Origin of the sequence: Spirulina subsalsa PCC 9445, from assembly GCF_000314005.1 — a bacterium.
Classification (GTDB): Bacteria; Cyanobacteriota; Cyanobacteriia; order Cyanobacteriales; family Spirulinaceae; genus Spirulina_A; species Spirulina_A subsalsa.
This window is the reverse complement of sequence record NZ_JH980292.1, coordinates 2,162,245-2,181,486: the sequence shown is the minus strand read 5'-3', so window position 1 is coordinate 2,181,486 and position 19,242 is coordinate 2,162,245. Positions and strand designations below refer to the sequence as shown.

Annotated in this window: 18 protein-coding genes and 1 tRNA gene; 5 read left to right on the top strand and 14 right to left on the bottom strand. The window is 48.8% G+C overall.

Features of this window, described 5'->3' with window-relative positions; genetic code table 11:
- Positions 1-51 precede the first annotated feature (51 nt).
- The 3 genes from SPI9445_RS0110155 to SPI9445_RS0110145 all read right to left on the bottom strand — a co-directional run bounded on the left by SPI9445_RS0110155 (position 52) and on the right by SPI9445_RS0110145 (position 3,702).
- Positions 52-1,590, bottom strand: a complete 1,539-nt coding sequence (locus SPI9445_RS0110155) for a serine/threonine protein kinase (protein ID WP_017304638.1) — start codon at positions 1,588-1,590, stop codon at positions 52-54.
- 216 nt (positions 1,591-1,806) lie between these two features.
- Positions 1,807-2,256, bottom strand: coding sequence for a hypothetical protein (locus SPI9445_RS0110150; RefSeq protein ID WP_017304637.1), 450 nt, complete (start codon positions 2,254-2,256; stop codon positions 1,807-1,809).
- Positions 2,257-2,544: 288 nt separating this feature from the next.
- Positions 2,545-3,702 (bottom strand): anhydro-N-acetylmuramic acid kinase, encoded by a 1,158-nt coding sequence (locus SPI9445_RS0110145; RefSeq protein ID WP_017304636.1) that lies wholly within the window; start codon positions 3,700-3,702, stop codon positions 2,545-2,547.
- 59 nt (positions 3,703-3,761) lie between these two features.
- On the opposite strand from SPI9445_RS0110145, the gene SPI9445_RS30465 reads away from it, so the two are divergent.
- From SPI9445_RS30465 to SPI9445_RS30460, 3 genes are all read left to right on the top strand, one after another.
- Positions 3,762-3,899 (top strand): hypothetical protein, encoded by a 138-nt coding sequence (locus SPI9445_RS30465; protein WP_017304635.1) that lies wholly within the window; start codon positions 3,762-3,764, stop codon positions 3,897-3,899.
- Between the two features lie 177 nt (positions 3,900-4,076).
- Positions 4,077-5,432: an IS200/IS605 family accessory protein TnpB-related protein gene (locus SPI9445_RS0110135; RefSeq protein WP_017304634.1), complete on the top strand. Its 1,356-nt coding sequence runs from the start codon at positions 4,077-4,079 to the stop codon at positions 5,430-5,432.
- A gap of 66 nt (positions 5,433-5,498) precedes the next feature.
- Positions 5,499-5,663, top strand: a complete 165-nt coding sequence (locus SPI9445_RS30460) for a hypothetical protein (protein WP_164674504.1) — start codon at positions 5,499-5,501, stop codon at positions 5,661-5,663.
- Positions 5,664-5,775: 112 nt separating this feature from the next.
- Here SPI9445_RS30460 and SPI9445_RS0110130 read toward each other — a convergent pair whose 3' ends face one another.
- The 3 genes from SPI9445_RS0110130 to SPI9445_RS0110120 all read right to left on the bottom strand — a co-directional run bounded on the left by SPI9445_RS0110130 (position 5,776) and on the right by SPI9445_RS0110120 (position 9,445).
- Positions 5,776-6,687: a pseudouridine synthase gene (locus SPI9445_RS0110130; protein ID WP_017304633.1), complete on the bottom strand. Its 912-nt coding sequence runs from the start codon at positions 6,685-6,687 to the stop codon at positions 5,776-5,778.
- Positions 6,688-6,785: 98 nt separating this feature from the next.
- Complete coding sequence (locus SPI9445_RS0110125; protein WP_017304632.1) at positions 6,786-8,327, bottom strand: FAD-dependent oxidoreductase; 1,542 nt, start codon at positions 8,325-8,327, stop codon at positions 6,786-6,788.
- A gap of 26 nt (positions 8,328-8,353) precedes the next feature.
- Positions 8,354-9,445: a sensor histidine kinase gene (locus SPI9445_RS0110120; protein ID WP_017304631.1), complete on the bottom strand. Its 1,092-nt coding sequence runs from the start codon at positions 9,443-9,445 to the stop codon at positions 8,354-8,356.
- A 103-nt stretch (positions 9,446-9,548) separates the two neighbouring features.
- Here SPI9445_RS0110120 and SPI9445_RS0110115 point away from each other — a divergent pair, with 103 nt between their 5' ends.
- Positions 9,549-10,811 (top strand): FGGY-family carbohydrate kinase, encoded by a 1,263-nt coding sequence (locus SPI9445_RS0110115; RefSeq protein WP_026079676.1) that lies wholly within the window; start codon positions 9,549-9,551, stop codon positions 10,809-10,811.
- A gap of 453 nt (positions 10,812-11,264) precedes the next feature.
- Here SPI9445_RS0110115 and SPI9445_RS0110110 read toward each other — a convergent pair whose 3' ends face one another.
- From SPI9445_RS0110110 to SPI9445_RS0110090, 4 genes are all read right to left on the bottom strand, one after another.
- Entirely contained in the window at positions 11,265-11,558 is a 294-nt protein-coding gene (locus SPI9445_RS0110110; RefSeq protein WP_017304629.1) for an RNA recognition motif domain-containing protein, read from the bottom strand.
- 432 nt (positions 11,559-11,990) lie between these two features.
- The gene (locus SPI9445_RS0110100) at positions 11,991-13,040 is read right to left on the bottom strand and encodes a helix-turn-helix domain-containing protein (RefSeq protein WP_017304627.1); all 1,050 of its coding nucleotides are present in this window, start codon (positions 13,038-13,040) and stop codon (positions 11,991-11,993) included.
- Complete coding sequence (locus SPI9445_RS0110095; protein ID WP_017304626.1) at positions 13,037-13,993, bottom strand: hypothetical protein; 957 nt, start codon at positions 13,991-13,993, stop codon at positions 13,037-13,039. The genes SPI9445_RS0110100 and SPI9445_RS0110095 overlap by 4 nt, the downstream gene beginning before the upstream one ends.
- 415 nt (positions 13,994-14,408) lie before the next feature.
- Positions 14,409-15,071 carry an Npun_F0813 family protein gene (locus SPI9445_RS0110090; protein ID WP_017304625.1) on the bottom strand — a complete coding sequence of 221 codons (663 nt, stop codon included), beginning with the start codon at positions 15,069-15,071 and terminating at the stop codon, positions 14,409-14,411.
- A gap of 298 nt (positions 15,072-15,369) precedes the next feature.
- Between SPI9445_RS0110090 and SPI9445_RS0110085 the strand changes: the two genes are divergently transcribed.
- Positions 15,370-15,442, top strand: a tRNA-Arg gene (locus tag SPI9445_RS0110085).
- 13 nt (positions 15,443-15,455) lie between these two features.
- Here the strand turns inward: SPI9445_RS0110085 and thrB are convergent.
- From thrB to petP, 4 genes are all read right to left on the bottom strand, one after another.
- Positions 15,456-16,391, bottom strand: coding sequence for a homoserine kinase (thrB, locus tag SPI9445_RS0110080; RefSeq protein WP_017304624.1), 936 nt, complete (start codon positions 16,389-16,391; stop codon positions 15,456-15,458).
- Between the two features lie 63 nt (positions 16,392-16,454).
- Positions 16,455-17,438 carry a chlorophyll synthase ChlG gene (gene chlG, locus SPI9445_RS0110075; RefSeq protein WP_017304623.1) on the bottom strand — a complete coding sequence of 328 codons (984 nt, stop codon included), beginning with the start codon at positions 17,436-17,438 and terminating at the stop codon, positions 16,455-16,457.
- Between the two features lie 71 nt (positions 17,439-17,509).
- Positions 17,510-18,607, bottom strand: a complete 1,098-nt coding sequence (locus SPI9445_RS0110070; RefSeq protein WP_017304622.1) for a Get3/ArsA fold putative tail anchor-mediating ATPase NosAFP — start codon at positions 18,605-18,607, stop codon at positions 17,510-17,512.
- A 3-nt stretch (positions 18,608-18,610) separates the two neighbouring features.
- The gene (petP, locus tag SPI9445_RS0110065; protein ID WP_017304621.1) at positions 18,611-18,808 is read right to left on the bottom strand and encodes a cytochrome b6f subunit PetP; all 198 of its coding nucleotides are present in this window, start codon (positions 18,806-18,808) and stop codon (positions 18,611-18,613) included.
- Between the last annotated feature and the right edge of the window lie 434 nt (positions 18,809-19,242).

The following is a 19,242-nucleotide window of genomic DNA, read 5'->3' as shown; positions in this document are numbered from 1 at the left end:
TCCCTGTTTCCCACCCGGAACAGAGTTATTCAGCAAGCCCTAATTAACTCCCTACAAATGTAAATTATCCAGATGATCCGTATTCACCGACTCTAATTTAATTAAAATCTTCGGTTTCAACTTCTCAAACTCTTGACGTAATAAGGTTTTACTCATGGCGGATTGATTACTCCCCCTCATCCCGTGACTATTATTTGCCCAGTGCAGCAAACGCTTACACTGATCCGGATCAATTGTCGAGTGCATTACATACTGACACTTATTAGACGGATCATCAACGGCAAAAAATAATAGCCGATAACTGCCCGATTCTCCCAATAAACGAGTTGTGCGCTGCCCCATCGGGGTTTTTAAGTCTAAATAACAAGGTAGCCAACGGGGGCCAAATTCCCGGTTATAAAGCACTGTAATCCATAACAACATCGGATGGGGTGCCGTCAAAAACAGAAACTGATTGTAACGGGTACTAAAACGACGATTGAGAATGTCCTGACGATCTAACATACTCCACAATGTGGGAAACACCCCCTGACTGGTGCGCAATAAACGGGGAAAAACAATTTTTTGCCGGGGTTTATTCTCTGGCCAAGGCATCTGTAAACACAAATCCTCTAAAGAAGATTGCGTGGGGGACTCTTTTTCTTCGGAACTTTTAACCCGGTTGCTACTGGGAGAACCCCTATTCTCAAATCTCTTTTCAAGGGGTTCAATCACCCGCAAGATGTCCGCCATATTTTGGGGTCTTTCTTGGGGGTGTTTGGCCAGACAAGACATGATCAGTTTCTCTAACTCTACGGGGAGTTTGAGGTCGTGGGGGAAGGGAACGGGGGAGAATTCATGATGCGCTCGATACCAGCCCCCAAAGGAATTATTTTCCGGTAATAGGGGCATATCTTTGGTTAACATTTCGTACATCATGACCCCGAAGCTGTAAATATCGGAACGGTTGTCTAGTTCTTTCCCTTCCATTTGTTCGGGAGAACAATAGGCCAATGTTCCCATGAAAGAATGGGTCTGATCTCGATTGGCTTCTACCAGTTTTGCAATACCAAAGTCGAGAATTTTAACTAATTCCCCTAGGGTAACATCTTCTACCAATAAAATATTACTCGGTTTAATATCTCGGTGGATAATTTGACTGGGTTCTTTTTTAAAAACAATGCCTTTATGGGCGCAATCTAACCCTAGACAAATTTGCCGAACAATGCTTAAAAAGCGGGGGAGGTTGATGGTTTGTGTTTTAATAATATCACTGAGGTTGTCACCTTCTAAAAATTCCATGACATAGTAGGGAACACCATGTTCATCTACTCCATAATCCCGCACCCTAACGATATGAATACTTTTTTCGGCTAAGAGTGCGCAAATGGTCGCTTCTCGTTCAAAGCGATCGCGCATTTTTTGGTTAAGCAACGTTTGCGCCAAAAATTTAACGGCTACGGTCACATTGCCCAATAACATATCCTCGGCACGATAGACATGGCCCATCGCGCCTTTCCCTGCTAATTCAACGAGGCGATAGCGATTCGCAAGCACGCGCCCTTGATTCGGGTCTGATGCTATACGAGCATTTTTCGGGTCTTTCGTCATGACTCGGCTCCAATTCCGGAGAACAGAATTGTCTGCTCAAACTTCCAAAGAATCCAGAAATGTCCCTAGAATTCTGGCGGGCAAAATAACGGCTTTACCAAGTTGTTTATTTTCAGGGTTCATTTTTGAATTCTTTATCTTTTATACTGCACCGTTGCACTCAATTTGTGGCACTTAATTTATAGCGCTCAATTGGTAACACTCAATTGGTAGGGCTTAACCTTGTCGCTGTAAAATCGCCTCCATTGTACTGGTTAAAGAATACCCAGTCATAATCCCACTAGATAAGAAATAAGTATTATCATCCAGTCGATAGAGGGTTTCAAAGCCACTTCGCCGTTGACGATCATCATCACTCAGGACAATATAACGCTGCACAATGGACTCTGGTGCAACCCAGCCTTCTCCTTCTACTCGACCTAAAAGACTTTGCTGGAGAACAAAATTATATTGACGTTCACCAGCTTCTAGACGACCCCGATATTGAAATGCAATTTCTTCTCGCTCGCCACCGGGAAAAATTAGTTTTGTCACCCAAGTGAACCAATTTTCCTGGCTCCAAGCAATAATAGTCTTTCCTTTCAAAGGAATTGGCAAGCTGTCACGCTCCAACCAATTTCCTTGGAGAGTCCAACGCCCCTCCTCTAGTAAAAAGGTGTGAGCCACGGTCTTATCCTTGAGTTTGAGATGTCAGATTGAGGGACGGTGTTCTGAGTTAGACCCACTTCAGATTGACCCTGATCTGGGTTGAGAATGGGATGTTTCATGGATGGGGCAAGCTCCCAAGTGTAGAGATCGGATCTGGCTTAGAGGGCAGCCCACCAGAATGCTGTGGGAAACTTTCCGGCGAAGGCGATACACCCTAAACACTGAGCCAAGGAACAACTTGCGAGTTGACCCGTGCTTATCCATCTTATCAAAGTTTGGCGTTGATTGTAGACAGTTCACAGGCTGTTAATAAACAGGGTGAATATCGCCGAGGGGTAGGGCTTGACTTGCTCCGGTGACGCTGGGTAAGTTGCCGGGGCATTGGGCAACATAGCGCCAGTAGGCGAGGATGGCAAAGGCGATCGCTTCTTTGTAGTCGGAGTTTAGGTCGAGTTCGTCGGTGGTCAGGAGGGGGGTGGGGGCAAGATGGGCTTGTAGTCGTTGTTTGAGGTAACTATTTCGACTGCCTCCCCCACAAATTAAGACCGTATCAGGTACGGCGGGGAGAAAGTTTTGATAACTATGGGCAATGGAGGCGGCGGTTAATTCGGTGAGGGTGGCTAACCAGTCGGCATCGCTGAGGCTGTAGGTTTGGGCCTCTTGCCAACACTGTTGGAGGTAGTCGCGGCCGAAGAGTTCCCGTCCGGTGGATTTGGGGGGAGGTTGTTGGAAAAAGTCCTGTTGTAGCCATTGCTGGACTAATTCTAAACAAGGGGTCCCTTGGGCGGCCCAGGTGCCATCGGCATCATAGGTTTTTTGCCCTTGGGTGAGTTGCTGCACGGCTAGGTCAATCAAGATGTTGCCGGGGCCGGTGTCCCAGCCGATGATCTGTTCTTCCCAACGGGTTTGTTCTCGGGGGGGGAGATAAGTAACATTACCGATGCCGCCGAGGTTTTGGATACAGCGTTTTTGGTGGGGGTGGCTAAGGAGGTAGGCATCAATGCGGGAGACGAGGGGCGCGCCTTGTCCGGTGGCGGCGATGTCGGCGGCGCGAAAGTTGCTCACGGTGGGGAGGCGGGTGTAGTAGCTGATCACATCTCCCCGTCCCAGTTGGAGGGTGTAGCCGAGGGGGGTGGCGGCTTGGGGGTGTTGGGGGGGGCGGTGAAAGACGGTTTGACCGTGGGAGCCAATGAGGGCGGCGCTGGTGTTGTGGTGGTGTTGGAGGTTTTGGGCGGCTTGGGCAAATTGTAGGGCGATCGCATCATCGAGGGCAGCCCACTGGGTCATAGATAGCATCCCCCCTCCGGCAACGGTCAGAATTTGCGCTCTGAGGTCTTCTGGGTAGGGATAGGTGGCTCCGGCGATGAATTCTACCTTGAGGTCGAAATCGGAGCCTGTGAGGTCTACGAGGGCGGCATCAATGCCATCAACGGAGGTGCCGCTAATTAAGCCAATCACTTTCATGGGGGGTTTCGGGGAAATACCCCATTATAATCGGATTGTTCTTCTTTCCCCTTTTCGCGATGTCCCCCATTAATCCCTACACCCTGCGAATGCAAATCACTCGGATGTTTGAGCAAAATCAAACCTTTTTTGTTGAACAAAAAGAGCGACGCACTCCCCCACGTCGCCGTAGGCAGGTGGGGGTCAAGGAGCGGTAGGGTCTTAGTCGTCATAGCCTTGATTCTCGATGTACTGTTTGAGAACAGACAGTGGAGCACCACCAGAAGAGATGACACTGATGAGCGCAACACTGTGAGAGAACGACCTGAGCGTAGTTACCATACATCAACCTTTTTGATGGCCATTATGCCGGGTCACTATGTTATAATCCTCCAATGAAAGTCAAGAAGCCCACCAAAATCATCAGAACCGATAAGTGGAGACTGAACCCAACCGCCCAACAGCGTGTTCTGTTTGGCGAAACGGTGAAAGTTTACCGTCGGCTCTGTCGATATGTGGTAGGCATTGTCTTCACCCATTGGTCAGCGTTAGGGGGTTTATCCTCACAGCAACAAATCCCTGCGGTAGAGCGTTTAATCCACGCAACAGCTAAACGTCCTGTGGTCAAGTACCCGTCCATCGATGGGATATTTTACAAGTTCCCCAGCTACTATCGGCGAGCCGCCATCAGCTTTGCCATGGGGCAGGTCAGTAGCTACATCACCCGTTATCGAGAATGGCAATGTGGGCGATCGCGTCAGCGTCGGCAGGCAAAACCCCCCATTCTCAATGCTGAAGCCGGTTGTTATCCAGTTCTGTACAGGGGTCAATGCTACAAACTCCATGGCTATCATGCCGTTGAGATCAAAGTATTTACCGGAACAGACTGGATTTGGACAAAGGTGCAGATCACCGGGTTGCGGGAACGCCATGGGATACCAGGCAACAAAATGTTGTCCCCTGCCCTAATCTTCAATAACCGAGCTTGTCATCTCTCCGTTCCGTTTGATTGTGTCCCAGAGAAACGGAACCCGGATAAAAATGTTGTGGCGGTCGATTTGGGCATCAACACCACCGCAACAGTCACAGTTGTAACCTTTGGCGGCACTGTAATCCATCGTGAATTTATTCACCCTGGCAGAGACATAGACCGTCGAGACCAAAGACTTAAGTCCGTTGCTATGCGGGCAAGAAAGACGATGGGAAAGGGAGGGAAGCTCCACAAGGGCTTCTGTGCCCAGACCTATCGCCAATGCGCCAACATCAATGAGCAGATCAGTCACATCGTTTCTAAGCGGATTGTCCAAATTGCCAGTGCGTTCAACGCGGAGGCAATTGTTTTTGAGAACCTGAAGGGTTGGAAGGCAAAGGGGGGGCGGAAACGCTCAACATTGCGCCAACGGTTTCATGGCTGGCTCAAGGCAAAAATCCGCGATTATACGGAAATGAAGTGGCAAGAAAGGGGTGGAAATGTGATGGAGGTTAAGGCAGCCTACACCTCGAAACTGGCTTACGATGGGTCTGGGATGGTGAAGCGAGACGCAAAAAACTATGCTCTGGCGGTGTTTGCCAATGGGAAGCGGTATAACTGCGACCTGAATGGGAGTCAAAATATTGCCGCGAGAGGGATTCTTCAGCTCACTCGCCGAAAGGACAGTGAGGAGCCTTCCAGCAAATGTTCTGGAGGTTCGCCTAGAAGCTGGGCTTGTTTGTGTGATCTGTGGACTGAGAAGAGTCCGGGATTAGCATAGGACACCCCCACCTCGCCGTAGGCAGGTGGGGTGAGCTTCATGTGGAAATCGAGTTAAAACGCAAGGATGGTCAGCCTGTGGATGAATGGCTACAAGCGGAGATTAACCGCCACGCTTAGAAATTGTCTAGGACTTGCTGAAAAAGTCCGGGAATCGGGAATCGGGAGTCGGGAGTCGGGAGTCGGGAATCGGGAGTCCGGGAACTCTCCCCCCCTGTTCCCTGTTCCCTAAAATAAAAGAGTTTTGGCTATTCACTAGCCACTATCTCTCCCCCTCTCCCCCTCTCCCCTATTCCCTATTCCCTACTCCCCTATTCCCCGTTCCCTGTTCCCTGTTCCCTAATTCAGCAAACCCAAGACGGAGGAGGCGCTTGGTAGGTCAGACGTTCACCCGTTTGGGGATGAAAGAAGCTCAAACGGTGGGCGTGCAAGCAATAACCCCCATCTCCCGGTACGGCATAAGTCCCGGTTTCTGGGTTAATGGTCAGGTTTAAGCCTCCTCCCGGTTGATACAAGGGATCTCCCTTTAAGGGATGACCAACAGTGGCTAAATGAATCCGGATTTGGTGGGGGCGACCCGTGGGAATAATGACCCCTAAAAGTACCCCGGTTTCCTGTTTCCCTAGGTATTGCACCCGACTTTCTGCCCTCATCCCTCCTTCTGGTGTAGCGGCGTAGACAGTGCCGAGGGTGGGGTGGGGGACTTTGCCGATGGGGTGGGTAATGGTGAGGGAGTCCCCGTGGGTCCAATCTGGGACGAGGGCGCGGTATTCTTTGACCATTTGCCCTTGTCGCAGTTGACGGCTGAGGTTTTGCCGTCCTTGGGGGGTTCTCGCCCATAATATCACCCCGGATGTGCCGCGTCCTAGGCGATGGATGGGGGCAATTTCTGGGTATTGTTGCTGGAGTTGAAACCAGAGGGTTTGTTCTAAAAAGCCAGCGCCGGGGAGGACGGGTAAACCGGAGGGTTTGGCGACGACGAGAAAATCTGGGTCACTGGCCAGGAGGGTGAAGTTGAGGGGGGCGGCGGGTTCTACCCAAGGGGGGCGGTGGTAGGTGAGGAGTTGTCCGGGTTTTAAGCGGGTGTGGGGGGTGGTGGGGTGGTCATTGAGGCGGATTTGTCCTTGGGTAATGCGATCGCCCCAAACCTCCCGACTAGAATGGCGATAGAGTTGGCTATAGTAATCTAACACCGACCATCCCCCATATTCAGGTCGAACCCTATCCCGATACACCCAACCGCAATTTAAGGGCATCCCCTCCCCCCTGATTGACAAATTCCATCCGTAAGTTGTAGTTGTAGGTTCGGCAGAGGAAGCGCAACCCAACAAAACAGTAACCCCTCAATACTTCACTATTCCTCATCCAAACCTGCGCCATATTGCCACCCATCCCGCCAGCGATGATAATAATATTGCCACCGAGGGGATAAATTTTTAACCCAAGGCTCTAGAGGCAAACTGAGAGCATAAAACGCGGTATAAAGGGCGAGATTAATATAGTGAAATAGCCAATCTAGCAATAACCCTAAACCCACTTGAGGGAGAATCGGTAAAACAAATTTAGGATTAACACGGGGTAAGGTCTTCGCCAAGCCAGAAAAGCGGACAACATCTTGTAAAAACGGCTTTAAAACTCCTTCTCCCAATTCATCCATCACCTGAAAAACACCCGTTAATAATCCATTAATTTGGTTAGGGTCAATTTCTTGATTCACCTGAACGCTCATGGTTCTTTGAAAGAGCCATGTCACCATAATATTCGGCTGATAGGGTTGTAAAAGTGCTAAGGATTTTTGATCCAATAAATCCACCGTTAAGGCTTCTTCTATGCCCAACGTGAGCCGTTTGAGATGACGCACCATTGAGCCGAATCCTCCAAAGCTAACAGGAGATTGCCCCCCGCTACTATCTCCAATGGGGAGGATTCTAGACCAGGGAAATGTGATCGGACTGTTGCGATAAGCGGGGAAAAAACCGAATAAAAAGCGTTTAAACTCTAGTTGCGAGAGTTCAATATTTTGGTATTGAGGGAGCAGTCTTAAATATTCCTCCATCAGGAATTCTAGACTAAACCGTTGAGGATCTGCGTCTAAATAAGTGAACAAATAGGTAGTGCGTCCATCTTTAGCGGGAAAGGCTTCCCAAAAATATTGACATTGATGATCTATGGGGGTAAAAGATGCCATAAGATCCCCGGTTGTATTCTCAGAATACCCGGTGGCACAACTGCCCACCACTAAACAAATTCCTTGGGGTTTTTCCCCTTGTCTCGCTTGTTGAACAATGGGAGAAAAATGTCCCATTGCATCCAGTAATAAACGGGCAGAAAGGGGCGTTTCTCCTGTGTCTAATGCCACTCCATCGGGATGAACTGTTACCCCTTTTAACGGGGTGTTTTCTAACAAAGTCCCCCCGGCGGCTAAAAATTTTTGCTTAACAGTTTCGAGGAGATAAACAGGATCTACACCAATATTTAGGACATTATTCACCCAGATTTCAATACCTTGATGAAAGGTGACACGGGTAGGATTATATTCACTGGCGATCGCATTTTCTAACTCTTCCTCACTCAACAGCCCGATTTCCCGCAACTTCAGCAATTCCTGACGGGAAATATTCCACTCCTGATCTCGGCCTCGCAACTTCCCTCGTTCCAACACCACCACCCGAAACCCCCTTTGTTGCAAGGATGCCGCGATTAAGATGCCTAAAGTCCCCCCACTCACCACAACATCCCAATGGAGGTTTCCTAAGTTTTGTGAACTTTCCTTGACAAATTGGGGTATTTTAGCAGGTTGAGTGCGCAGTTTCTGCCAAACCTGATCCGCTTGACGGAGACGTTGTAACACGGAATCAGGATGTTGACCTAAAATTTGTTCAGTGAGGGATACCATAATGAGGTACTACAAAAACCGCGAAATTAATTACAAGGTAAATCAATAAAGAAAATCGTACCTGTTTCATGGGACGATTCAAAATGAATATTTCCCCCATGACCTTCAATAATAGATTTAGCAATGGCTGTTCCTAATCCAGTTCCTCCTTTTTTGCCATGAGTCACGAAAGACTCGAAAAAGGTTTCTCGAATAGATTCAGGAATCCCCGGACCATTGTCTTGGATCTGGATTTGTACCCCTGTGGGAGTTTCAATGGTTTTAATCAGGACTTGTCCTCCACGATGACAGAAGGATTCAACCGCATTAATGACTAAATTCTGAATCACGCGCAATAGCTTATTTTCATCAGCTTTTATCACTAAATAGGCTTCACTCTCAACCGTAAATTTCACATTTTGTTGAGTTAAATAAACTCGATTTAGTTTCTCAAACCGTTCTAACATTCGCAAAAGATTAACCGGACGCTTTTCTAAAACGGCACTCCCTCGGGCAAAGTCTAACAATTCCTCCGCCATGGCTGTCATGCGTTCAGCTTGAGCTTGAATCAAGTCACACCATTCTAAAGTTTCCTCGTCCTCATGGATTTCTCGAATCATCCCACTCGATAAATGAATCCCACTTAACGGACTTTTAAAATCATGAATGATGGTGTTAACCATTTCCCCCATTAACACCATTTTTTCTTTATGAGCCAGATGTTTGACGTATTCTTCCGTTGTGACGCGGAGTCGATGGATCACATAGCCAAACAATTTTAAAACTACCCCACTTTTAGTATTATTGAGGAGTTCCATCAGGATACTGCGGGGAATTTTGGCTAAAACCGCTTCTTCTTGAATAACGGCTTGGGCGCTGCGGGGCTGTCCGTCCAAGATACCGAATTCGCCAAAAAACTCATTGGGGATGGCTCTAGCAACGATTTGGTAATGACCGTTTTGGGTTTGTTTCCGAAACAGAACTGTCCCTTCTAGGACTAAATATAAAAAGTCCGGGACTTCTCCTTCTTCAAAGATAATCGCGGGATCTTTAAACTGCTCAATAATGGCAATTTCACAGAGTTCATGGGCTTGTTCGGGTTCAAAGAAAGAAATAAATTGGTGGGATTGAATATCCATGAGTCCTGTCCGCAGGAGTATGGTCAAAAGTGGAGTAGCCTGAGTGAATTGGGGTTCTTCCTCAAAGTGTAGAGTGACAAGGGGGCGAAAAGGAGAAAAGTGTATGAAAGGTTTATATTTGGGGCTTGATTTCGGTACGTCAGGAGCAAGAAGCTGTGTAATTGACGCAACGGGGACAATGGCCTATCAAGCTCAAATCACTTTTTCGGGTCAAGATGCACTTCCCCAACTTTGGCAGAAAACCCTGATTGCACTACTGGCAGAGATTCCCCCAGTTTACTGTCGGGAGATTCAGGCGATCGCACTGAACGGCACATCGGCGACCGTTTTACTCTGTGATGCCCAAGGCGTACCCATTACAGAGCCTTTATTATACAATGATCCGCGAGCTAAGGGGGAAGTTGATAGAGTCCGAGAACTGTTACCCTATTGTCCCGTTGTCCATAGTGCCACGTCCAGTTTAGCGAAGTTGCTCTGGTGGCAAAAACAGCCCTATTTTACACAGGGGGCCTATTTTCTCCACCAAGCGGACTGGTTAGCTTTTTTACTCCACGGCAAACTAGGCATCAGTGATTATCACAACGCGCTTAAATTGGGATATGACGTGGTAACTCTCACCTATCCCCCCGCTTTATCTTGTTCTCCGTTCGGGGTGCTATTACCTCGTATTATGTCACCCGGTCGCCCTGTGGGGTCAATTCAGAGGAAGTGGTGCGATCGCTTTTCCTTGCCCCCTGACTGTCAAATCTGTGCCGGAACGACGGATAGTATCGCAGCATTCCTTGCGAGTGGGGCAACTAGGCCGGGTGACGCTGTGACTTCCCTCGGTTCTACCCTCGTCTTAAAGCTGCTCAGTTCCCAGAAAGTTGATCAAGCAGCATCAGGTGTCTATTCCCATCGTTTAGGCTCTCTGTGGCTCACAGGAGGCGCATCTAACACCGGGGGAGCGGTTTTAGCTCATTTTTTCTCTCCCGACGAGTTAAGCCGCCTCAGCGCGCAAATTAACCCCCATCAGGCTAGTCCTCTACACTATTACCCTTTGTTGAGGAAAGGCGATCGCTTCCCCCGCAATGACCCCAATTTATCCCCCCAACTCAGTCCCCGTCCCGATGATCCGGTAACTTTCCTCCACGGCTTACTAGAGAGTATGGCACGCCTTGAAGCGGAAGGCTACCAACGGTTAAAGGAATTGGGTGCAACACCCCTCACTCAAGTCTATACAGCCGGAGGTGGGGCAAGAAACCCCCAATGGACGACCATTCGACAGCGCCATCTCTGCGTTCCTGTCCAGTCTTCCCAGCAAACAGAGGCCGCCTACGGTACGGCTCAATTAGCTTATCAGGGAACAGTAGATAGGGCTTCTTGAAGCTCCCCACCCACGAGGGGATGGGGCTTTCAACGCAACATTGCTGTAAATAATTCATAAATTCCTCCTACATCCCAAAACAAACAAAAACTCCAACTTTCAAATTCGCTGAGTTGGAGTTTTTCATCACAAGTTTTTTATCACAATTAGACAAGAGCAATACTCCGAGAGTCGCTCTACTTAAGAATCAGAACTATTGCTGGTTTCAGCATCATTCTGTCCATTGCTAGTGCTATTACGACTAGAGAAACGCTGATTTCTCGAAGAAGAACGATAGGAGTGTTTCCGAAACTGTCGAGCGTAAGATTGATTTCGAGAGGCTTTCTCTTTTTTCAAGTTGCGACGTTTAGCCAAAATACATTACTCCATTAACACAACAAATAGCTTCTGGTGAGTCTGTTTCTAGTTTAATGACTCCCCAGAAGCGTTAAGCCATTTCACTGAGGGGTTGATTTAGTAGCGACTCCGCTTCTGAAAATTCCGTCCTCCCCCTTTGTTATTATTTTCCCGAGGACGCGCCTGGTTCACCTTAAGCTCTCGTCCCATCCATTGAGCGCCATCTAAATCTTCAATGGCTTTAGCTTCTTCGGCTTCCGTTTCCATTTCCACAAACCCGAACCCGCGCAGGGTGCCAGTGTCATGATTCACAGGCAGATAAACCCGCTTAACTGTGCCATACTCCGCGAAAACTTCCGTTAAATCCTCAGAAGTGACTTTGTAATCAAGATTACCAACATAAATTGACATGGGGTGTTGTCCTCAACCGGTACAAGTACAAAAGAACCAAGATTTCGGAAAACAGACTGTCAATATCTTACGGACAAAACCAAGCAATACTGAAAACAAACCTTGTTACCGATCTTTCTTCATTCTTCAGCTTGATTCTAACACTTTCTGCTCTAGGTAGTGTCGTTTTCTGGATAAGTTTTTTTCTGCTTAAGATTTGCTCACTTATTGCCCTGTTTATAATACCTCACAGAGATGTTGAATTCATTGGGGGGGCTAGAGGGGATAGTCCTTGCTTGTCAAGGCAAGAGGCAAGAAGCAACAGGCTATCGTGATCAATTATCAAGGGATAGGCGGCGGGTCAGGGAGTTTGAGGCCTGTGGAGGGATTCCACAGAATTAGCCAAGAGGAAGCCGCCCTAGAAGGGCGGGGCTTGTATCCCTTGAATTTTGGTCAATTTAAGCCCAAAGAATAAACTTGACCATCCAATAATAAGCGCGTGATCCCTTTAGCGTGTAAATGGGGTTGGGTTTTTTGGAATAAACTGCTGTCGGGAACTTTAATCACCCGTTGAGAACGCTTAGAAAACCGTCTCGCAACCCGGTGATTATCAAAGACAGGCAAGGTTTCCTGTTGTATTTCATCTAGGGGAATATTGCCCAAATCCCGAAATTCTTCTAGAGGACGGGTGATTAATTCCCCGGAACGGTCAATAACGAGGTAACAAGTTCTCGGGAAAGCGGCCTCAGAGAGGGGAAGCACGTTGACCTTATCCCCGTAAGCATGGGGAATGGTGGGTTCATCGTCGTCCTCATCCCAATCTTCCTCGTCGTAGTCGTCTAAATCATCTTCATCGAGATCACCAATATCCTCCCCGAGCATTTCTTCTAGGGTGTGGACATCGTTTTCTTCGTCGTCGAGTTCAAAGTAATCTTCTTCTGAGACGACGGCACCGACCGTTATTTTCTTTTTGGGGATGGGTTTAGGTTTCCGTTGCTCGGTGGATTCCGAGGGGGGTTGCTCAAAGTCACTCTCTAAGGGGCGCTCTGCCAGTAACTCTAATTGATAGGGTGACCGCTCGGAGGGTTGCTCCGATGAACTTTCAGTTTTGCTCTTGGTGAGGATCGGGCGCGATCGCAACGGTTTATCGGTTTCCTCGGTTTGGTCGGAGTCCAGTTCCTCTGTTCCGTTCAAGACCTGATTCCCGGAAGTGCTTGGGAAAGGCTGATTTTCCGGGTTATCTTCGTTTCCCGAATCCTCGGGATCCTGTTGTTGTTCGTATAAACTCATGACTTGGGCTGCCCCGGTTGGCGTTCGACTCAAACGCTTTTGTTGAATCAAGTCTTCATACTCGTCTTCTGCAAGATTACTCTTGAGAAAGCGGCTAATGGTGGAACTACTCACCTGAAACCGATCCGCCAAGGTCGAGGTTGTTTCTTGGGGCATCCGGTACAGGGTCAGGATTTCTTGTTTATCGGATTCCGTTAATTTTCTAGGACTCATGCTACTTCACCGCTACTGTTAGCCCGTCTGCGCCGACTTTTTCGAGGGCGACTGGAAATGTCATATTCTAGAGCCGCACCAATGGCAAATAAGATGCCACTAAAAACAAAGAATACTTCAAGAAAACCGCCACTGGCGTATTCTGTGGGCAAAGTGGCTGCATACTTAAACCACATATCGGCCAAATATTTGGCGAAGGCGGCGGCGGCAATCATGCGCCACGATTGGGAAAATGTGCCGCCCCAAAAGGCTAATAGGAGCATGGCGGCAACAATCAGCAGGGCTACGTCACAAATAATATAAAAGAAGTTTACGGGCTTAGAAAACTGCAAGAGGAAGTCTTGCAAAGACATCAGCCATTCGGGAGGAATGCGGGTTAAACCCTCTTCGGCGGCTAGATCTGAGGTGATTGGGGAGGCGAGAATCTCGGCGGATGCGGCGGGTTCTGCTAAAGCAATCCAGATAGCTAGGGCGCTTCCGGCGATCGCAATGATCGATAATGTCACCCATTGCCAGAGTTCTAAGTTTAAGCGTCTGGAAAATACGGCCAGCACCATTCCCCCACCCACACAGAGGTAGAAAGCAATATAAAAGAAATCGGCTGGGGAAATTTCTGGATCTAAACCCCAGTAAATTTCCCAAATTCCAAAGATTAAGTCAGCAATAAAATAAGACAAAATTCCTAGTCCAATGCCTAGCCAAACATTGCGACCACTGGCAATTTTCGGGCTGCGCCAGTTACGATAACACAAGGCGACACCCGCAATAAAGGGGACGTACTCAGCGATATAGGTTCCTACCAGATAAACCATAGAATCTTCAAGGTCTGGAAGAAATATCCCACTGAGAAACAGGGCGAGTGATAAAACTCCCCAAGTTATGCCGCCATAAATAACGGTTTGCCCTTTAATCCAAGATTCTGACTCTGCTGTATTTTCTACAGGGCTACTCATAGCTCTCCCTCTTAGCACTTGATTCCTAATAACTCTTGTTGGCACAAGAGTCAACCTGTGGCTTCGGGATTATTCCCTCTTGCTCTTTTCCCCAGCGTTTGGGGTGCTGGTCTAGTTGGGGTTTGCTGAATAACATCAGACACTAGCCCCAACAAGGAAACACCGGATCTGGGAACAGATCATCTAAAACTGGCACGAGTGCCTATTCCTGACTCCCGACTCCCCGACTTTTTCCGCAAACCCTAGTTAACCGACCCGGACGGGACAAACGGGTGGGGAATTTAGCCACCTTAACTAGGTTTAGGCTAAATTACGCCCATTTTTATCTTTCTATTCTAGAGGTTTTCTGGACACAAGCGACCTCGATTCTAACCGAGCCTAATTTTTGGCGGTTTTGGGGAGGGGTGCTGCCTCTTCAGCCCCAATCTTTGCCGATGGGGGATTGTTTTAACCAGGTGAGGAACTGTTCACATTCTCCCTCGGGGAGGTCTTGTAAGATATCTTCTACTTCTTGAGCAAAGTTGGTGTTCCCGAAGTAGGCCTTACCGAGTCCATGAACCGCTTGCAGGACAAAAACCAAATGTTGAGACTCCCAACGGGGGAGTTGATTGGTGTTGAGGGGGTCACATTCGAGGAGTGCGGCGATCGCTTTTTCTGAATTGGCCTGGGGTAATTGCCTGCCGTCTAAGGCTCCGGCTAGGTCTTTTTGGAATAATTTCGCTTGTCGAGTCCCGAGGAGTTCCTCAATATCAAAATAGACGGCCTGCAAAATTAATAAACAGGCTTGAGCATAACTATCTGGCACTACCTCAAGGGTAGCTCCTTCTGCCAATAGCTGGTCAAGTTGAACTCGTCCCCAAACACTATGGCGATCGCTTTCTTGTAGTAAGACGCAAAATTTCCCCTGATTATCGGTCAGATCCTTCCAAAAACTAATCGCTTCATCCGCCTGTTCCGCAGAAAAAACCCTGATCAAGCGAAAGGTTTGATCTTGATATTTCAAAATGGGGATTTTTTGATCTCGCTTGGGGTGCTGAATGCTAGAGAGTTCAACATCCTGCCGTTTGAGAATAAACATAGTATGAGTAAGTGACTCCTGACAGGCCCGAATGAGCGTTCCTCGGGGTGGGATGAATAAGCCGTTGAGCCTAGACTAGACAGACCTATTCTCTGCATTCTAGCCCCTTGGCTGACTCGCTATTCACCCCATCCTAACCGCTATCTTAGTTGATCGTGAGGCTTCATTTCCAGTCTTGCCCGATGGGTTGTTCTCTCTGTCCTTGGTTCGATTGTCTCCCCTTCTCTGTCACCGCAAATGTAACTGAGGGGACAGGCTATCCGGGGGAATTTATGCTATGATGGTTAAGCTTTGCTGAGTCCCCGTAGCTCAACGGATAGAGCAACTGCCTTCTAAGCAGTGGGCTACAGGTTCGAGTCCTGTCGGGGACGTTTTGGATTATGTTCAACGGCGCATTTCTCGGCTACTTCTCGCGCCTTGAGTATCTAAGGCTAAAACCCGCGATTGAGCGGGGATGCCTTGGGAATTCCAAGCCTCGGTCATGGCTGTGGCGACGGCTTTGGCGTTTTGGACATCGGCTAAAGCGAGGAGGGTAGGGCCAGCACCACTGATGACTAGGCCGTAGGCTCCGGCAGCTAAAGCGGCTTGTTCAACGACTTGATAACCGGGGATGAGAAACTGGCGGTAGGGTTGATGAATGCGGTCTTTGAGGGCGGTTTTTAGCCAATCCCCCCGCCCCCGTTCTAGGCCTTTAATCAACAGCCCAAAATGGGAGATGTTGAAAATGGCATCACGGCGACTCACTTCTAGGGGGAGGACGGAACGGGCTTCTTCGGTGGAGAGGGTGAAGTTGGGGACGGCGACCACGGGCAAGATCGTGTTATGCCAAGTCACTTCGCAGATTTGCCATTGTCCATCGTCTTGGCGGGCAGAGAGACGACAGCCCCCTTGGATGGCGGGGACGACGTTATCAGGATGGCCTTCCATGGCGATCGCTAATTCAATAATTTCTCGGGTACTCAAGGGAGTCCCGGCGAGTTGATTGGCCCCCAATAATCCGGCCACAATTGCCGTGGCAGAACTGCCTAAGCCCCGCGCTAAGGGAACGCCCAGTTTAACGGTAATTTCCACCGGGGGCGGGGTTTGTTGCAACTGTTCGTAAAATTTGGCGAAGGCCTGATACACCAAATTACTGCTATCGGTGCTGACTTGGCTAGACTGAGAACCCACGACGTTAATTTTCAAGGGTTCTGAGGAGAATTCACTGCCCAAAACAAAATCAAATTGATTGTACAGGGTTAAAGCAGCCCCAATACAGTCGAAACCGGGTCCCAAGTTGGCTGTGGTTGCAGGAACCGTTGCAAAAGCAATGAGTGGCATAGAGGATAGGGGGTTTGAACAAAAAGAGGACGTTTTCCCCCGCTTTCCGGGCGGGGGAGTCTGTCAAAGGGGCGAATGACCTAAAGCGAGTCCCACGACCAACATTCCTAAGACCAGGAAGGGTTGAGCGCTGGCCTGATATTTCACATCGTTTTTCAGGGGGTCACGCAAAAAGTACATATCTTGGAAGGTGATTTGAGGGATGACTAACAAGAGGAGAATGGTGGCGTAGAGGTTTTGACCAATGGCGATCAAATAAACGGCTACCCCGGCTTGAAACAGGTCAATCATTAGCACACAAATCCAAGCGGCTGTTCCTACGCCGAACATGACGGGGAGGGATTTTAACCCCAGTTGGCGATCGCCTTCTACACTTTTGAAGTCGTTCACTACGGCAATCCCTAGGCCGGCCAAACTATAAAACAAGGTGAGCCAGACGATGGTCCAGTTCAGTTGACCAAAGAGGGCATGACCCGCACACCAAGGCAGGGCGATATAACTTGACCCTAGGGCATAGTTCCCCAGCCAACCGTTTTGTTTTAACTTTAAGGGCGGGGCGGAGTAGATATAGGCCAAAAACGCTCCCAATAAGGTTAAACAAAGCATGGACGGGAATTCATGGCCTGCCCAGAGATCCAACAGATAGCTAATCCCTAACCCACTCAAGAGTAGAACTAAAATCTGGGTCACGACTTGGGGAACGGAAATCGCTCCCGAGGGAATGGGACGATAGGGTTCGTTAATGGCATCAATTTCCCGATCATAGAAATCGTTCAGGGTTTGGGTATACCCTGCCATTAGGGGGCCTGAGAGTAACATACAGGTCAAGGCTTGTAACAGGTCTTCTAGGCCCCAAACATACCCCCCAGATGAGGCGGCACCACAGACGACTCCCCAAATTAGGGGAATCCAAGTGATGGGTTTCATTAACTGCAAGCGGATCTTCCAGATGTTGGTTTCTCCGGATGCCGCCCCTTTCATGCCTAAAAGTTGCCGGGTTTTAGACCCGGTGTCGGTTTGGACTTCTTGAACTTCGTTGTTTGTCATGACAGGAGCAATCGATGAATGTTTGAGCAAAAAATAGGTCTAAAGCCTGGCCGTTTGAGCGGAGGCATCGATCAAACCGAAATTACTAAATAAGAATCTTGAAATTTGGCCCCTTTGACGGGACATCCGGTTAGGGGATGGGGGAGGGTGATATTCCGCCGTTGATCCCCGGCTTCGATGGTAATTTCTGGCCCGTATTGGGTCAGTTTGACTTGTTTTTTGTCAAATCCCGGCAGAAAAACCCGCACTTGACGGCCTGACACATCAACGCTAATGGGTTGGGGGACGTTGGCGGGATTTTGCAGGGCGGGTAAGGCTTCCATGAGGGTTTGCCAGTCATCCCCGGTGGTTCGCGGTAGGGGAGTGACGGTTAAGGGGGCAAATTGGGAGGCTAAGTCTCCGGTGTTGCCGCCTGTGTTGGCAATTACGCCGCCGACGGAGAGGCCGACCTGTTGGGCGCTCCCCCAGAGGTATTGGGCTTGGGCGATCGCACTGGCTTGTTCCGTTGTGACTAAATAGGCTAAAACCTGTTTGGGATCGCTCAAGGCGGCTTTCCCCTGTTCCAATAAAGAGGTTACTTCTTGGGTGGGTTGTTCGGCAAAGTCATCAAAGGACCAACTGACGTTAAATAAGGCCGCGCTGACGGGCTGGACGAAGGGGGACAGGGCTTTGCCAAAGTCGGACTCGCGGAAGACTTGGCGGAAGCGGCGAAAATACCAACTGGCATTTTCAGGAATGCCCAACATCCGCAGGGTGGTTAGGTCGCCGGAGCCGTCATAAACAATCACGTCATAACGACCACTGGCGTTATATTCCCGGATAGCATTGAGATAAAGGGCGGTATCCATGCCGGGGAATAGGCTTAGTTCTTGGCCGTAGACGTTTTTTAAGGTGGGCGATCGCAAATATTTCGCTTCTAGTTGCTTCACCTCTTCCCAGGCCTTCTCGATTAGGTAGGTGGCCTGTAGTTGAACCGTCCAGAGATTCGCGCCAATGTTCAGGGGATCCCATTCTAATGTTACCCCTAACATCAAGCCAAAGGCGGGGCTAGGATCACTAGAAATCAATAGCACCCGCACTCCTTCTCCGGCGAGTTTTTTGGCGGCGGCGATCGCAACAGTACTGCGACCACTGCCCCCTTTCCCTAAAAATGTTAAAACTTGAGCCATGCCTTAGTTATCAATTGCTCGCAGTTCGTCTTCAAAAAACCAGCTTGAACTTTGATCGTCAAATTTCACTACAGCCCCGACCCCATTCCCATCGGTCATTTTGTAGCCCTCGACGACCCCAGTTTTCCCCAATTTATCGGCAATATCTTTAGCAACCCGATCTCTGAGTCGGCAAACTTGTACCTTGGTTCCGATTTCCATTCCTACTCCAATTCCAATTCTTGTGTAATTAGACCATTACACAGTTTAGCAAACTGCGGGATTCATCAGGCTAGCTGGACTCATTCTCCTGCCAAGGAGGGCAATCACCCATCTGATAAAATACCCCCGTCCCTCTTTCCTCATCCCCCGTGACTCGTTTCATCCATGACCAATTCGCCAAACAGTACCTTACCGAACTGCATATCAACGTTAAGACAGAATTGGACATAGTAACCATCCGCTCGTTTAATAATCCTAACCCCGACATTCCCGATAATGCTTGTATTTTTGACAGAGAGAAACCCGCAAGAATTTGATACAACAGACCAGTTCCCTCCTTTATGAAGGAGGGAGCTTGACCCCGATACCCACCCTGTTGAGCAGGGTGGGGGACTTCCCGCCAAGTTAGTTAGACCTTGTTGAATATCACTCTA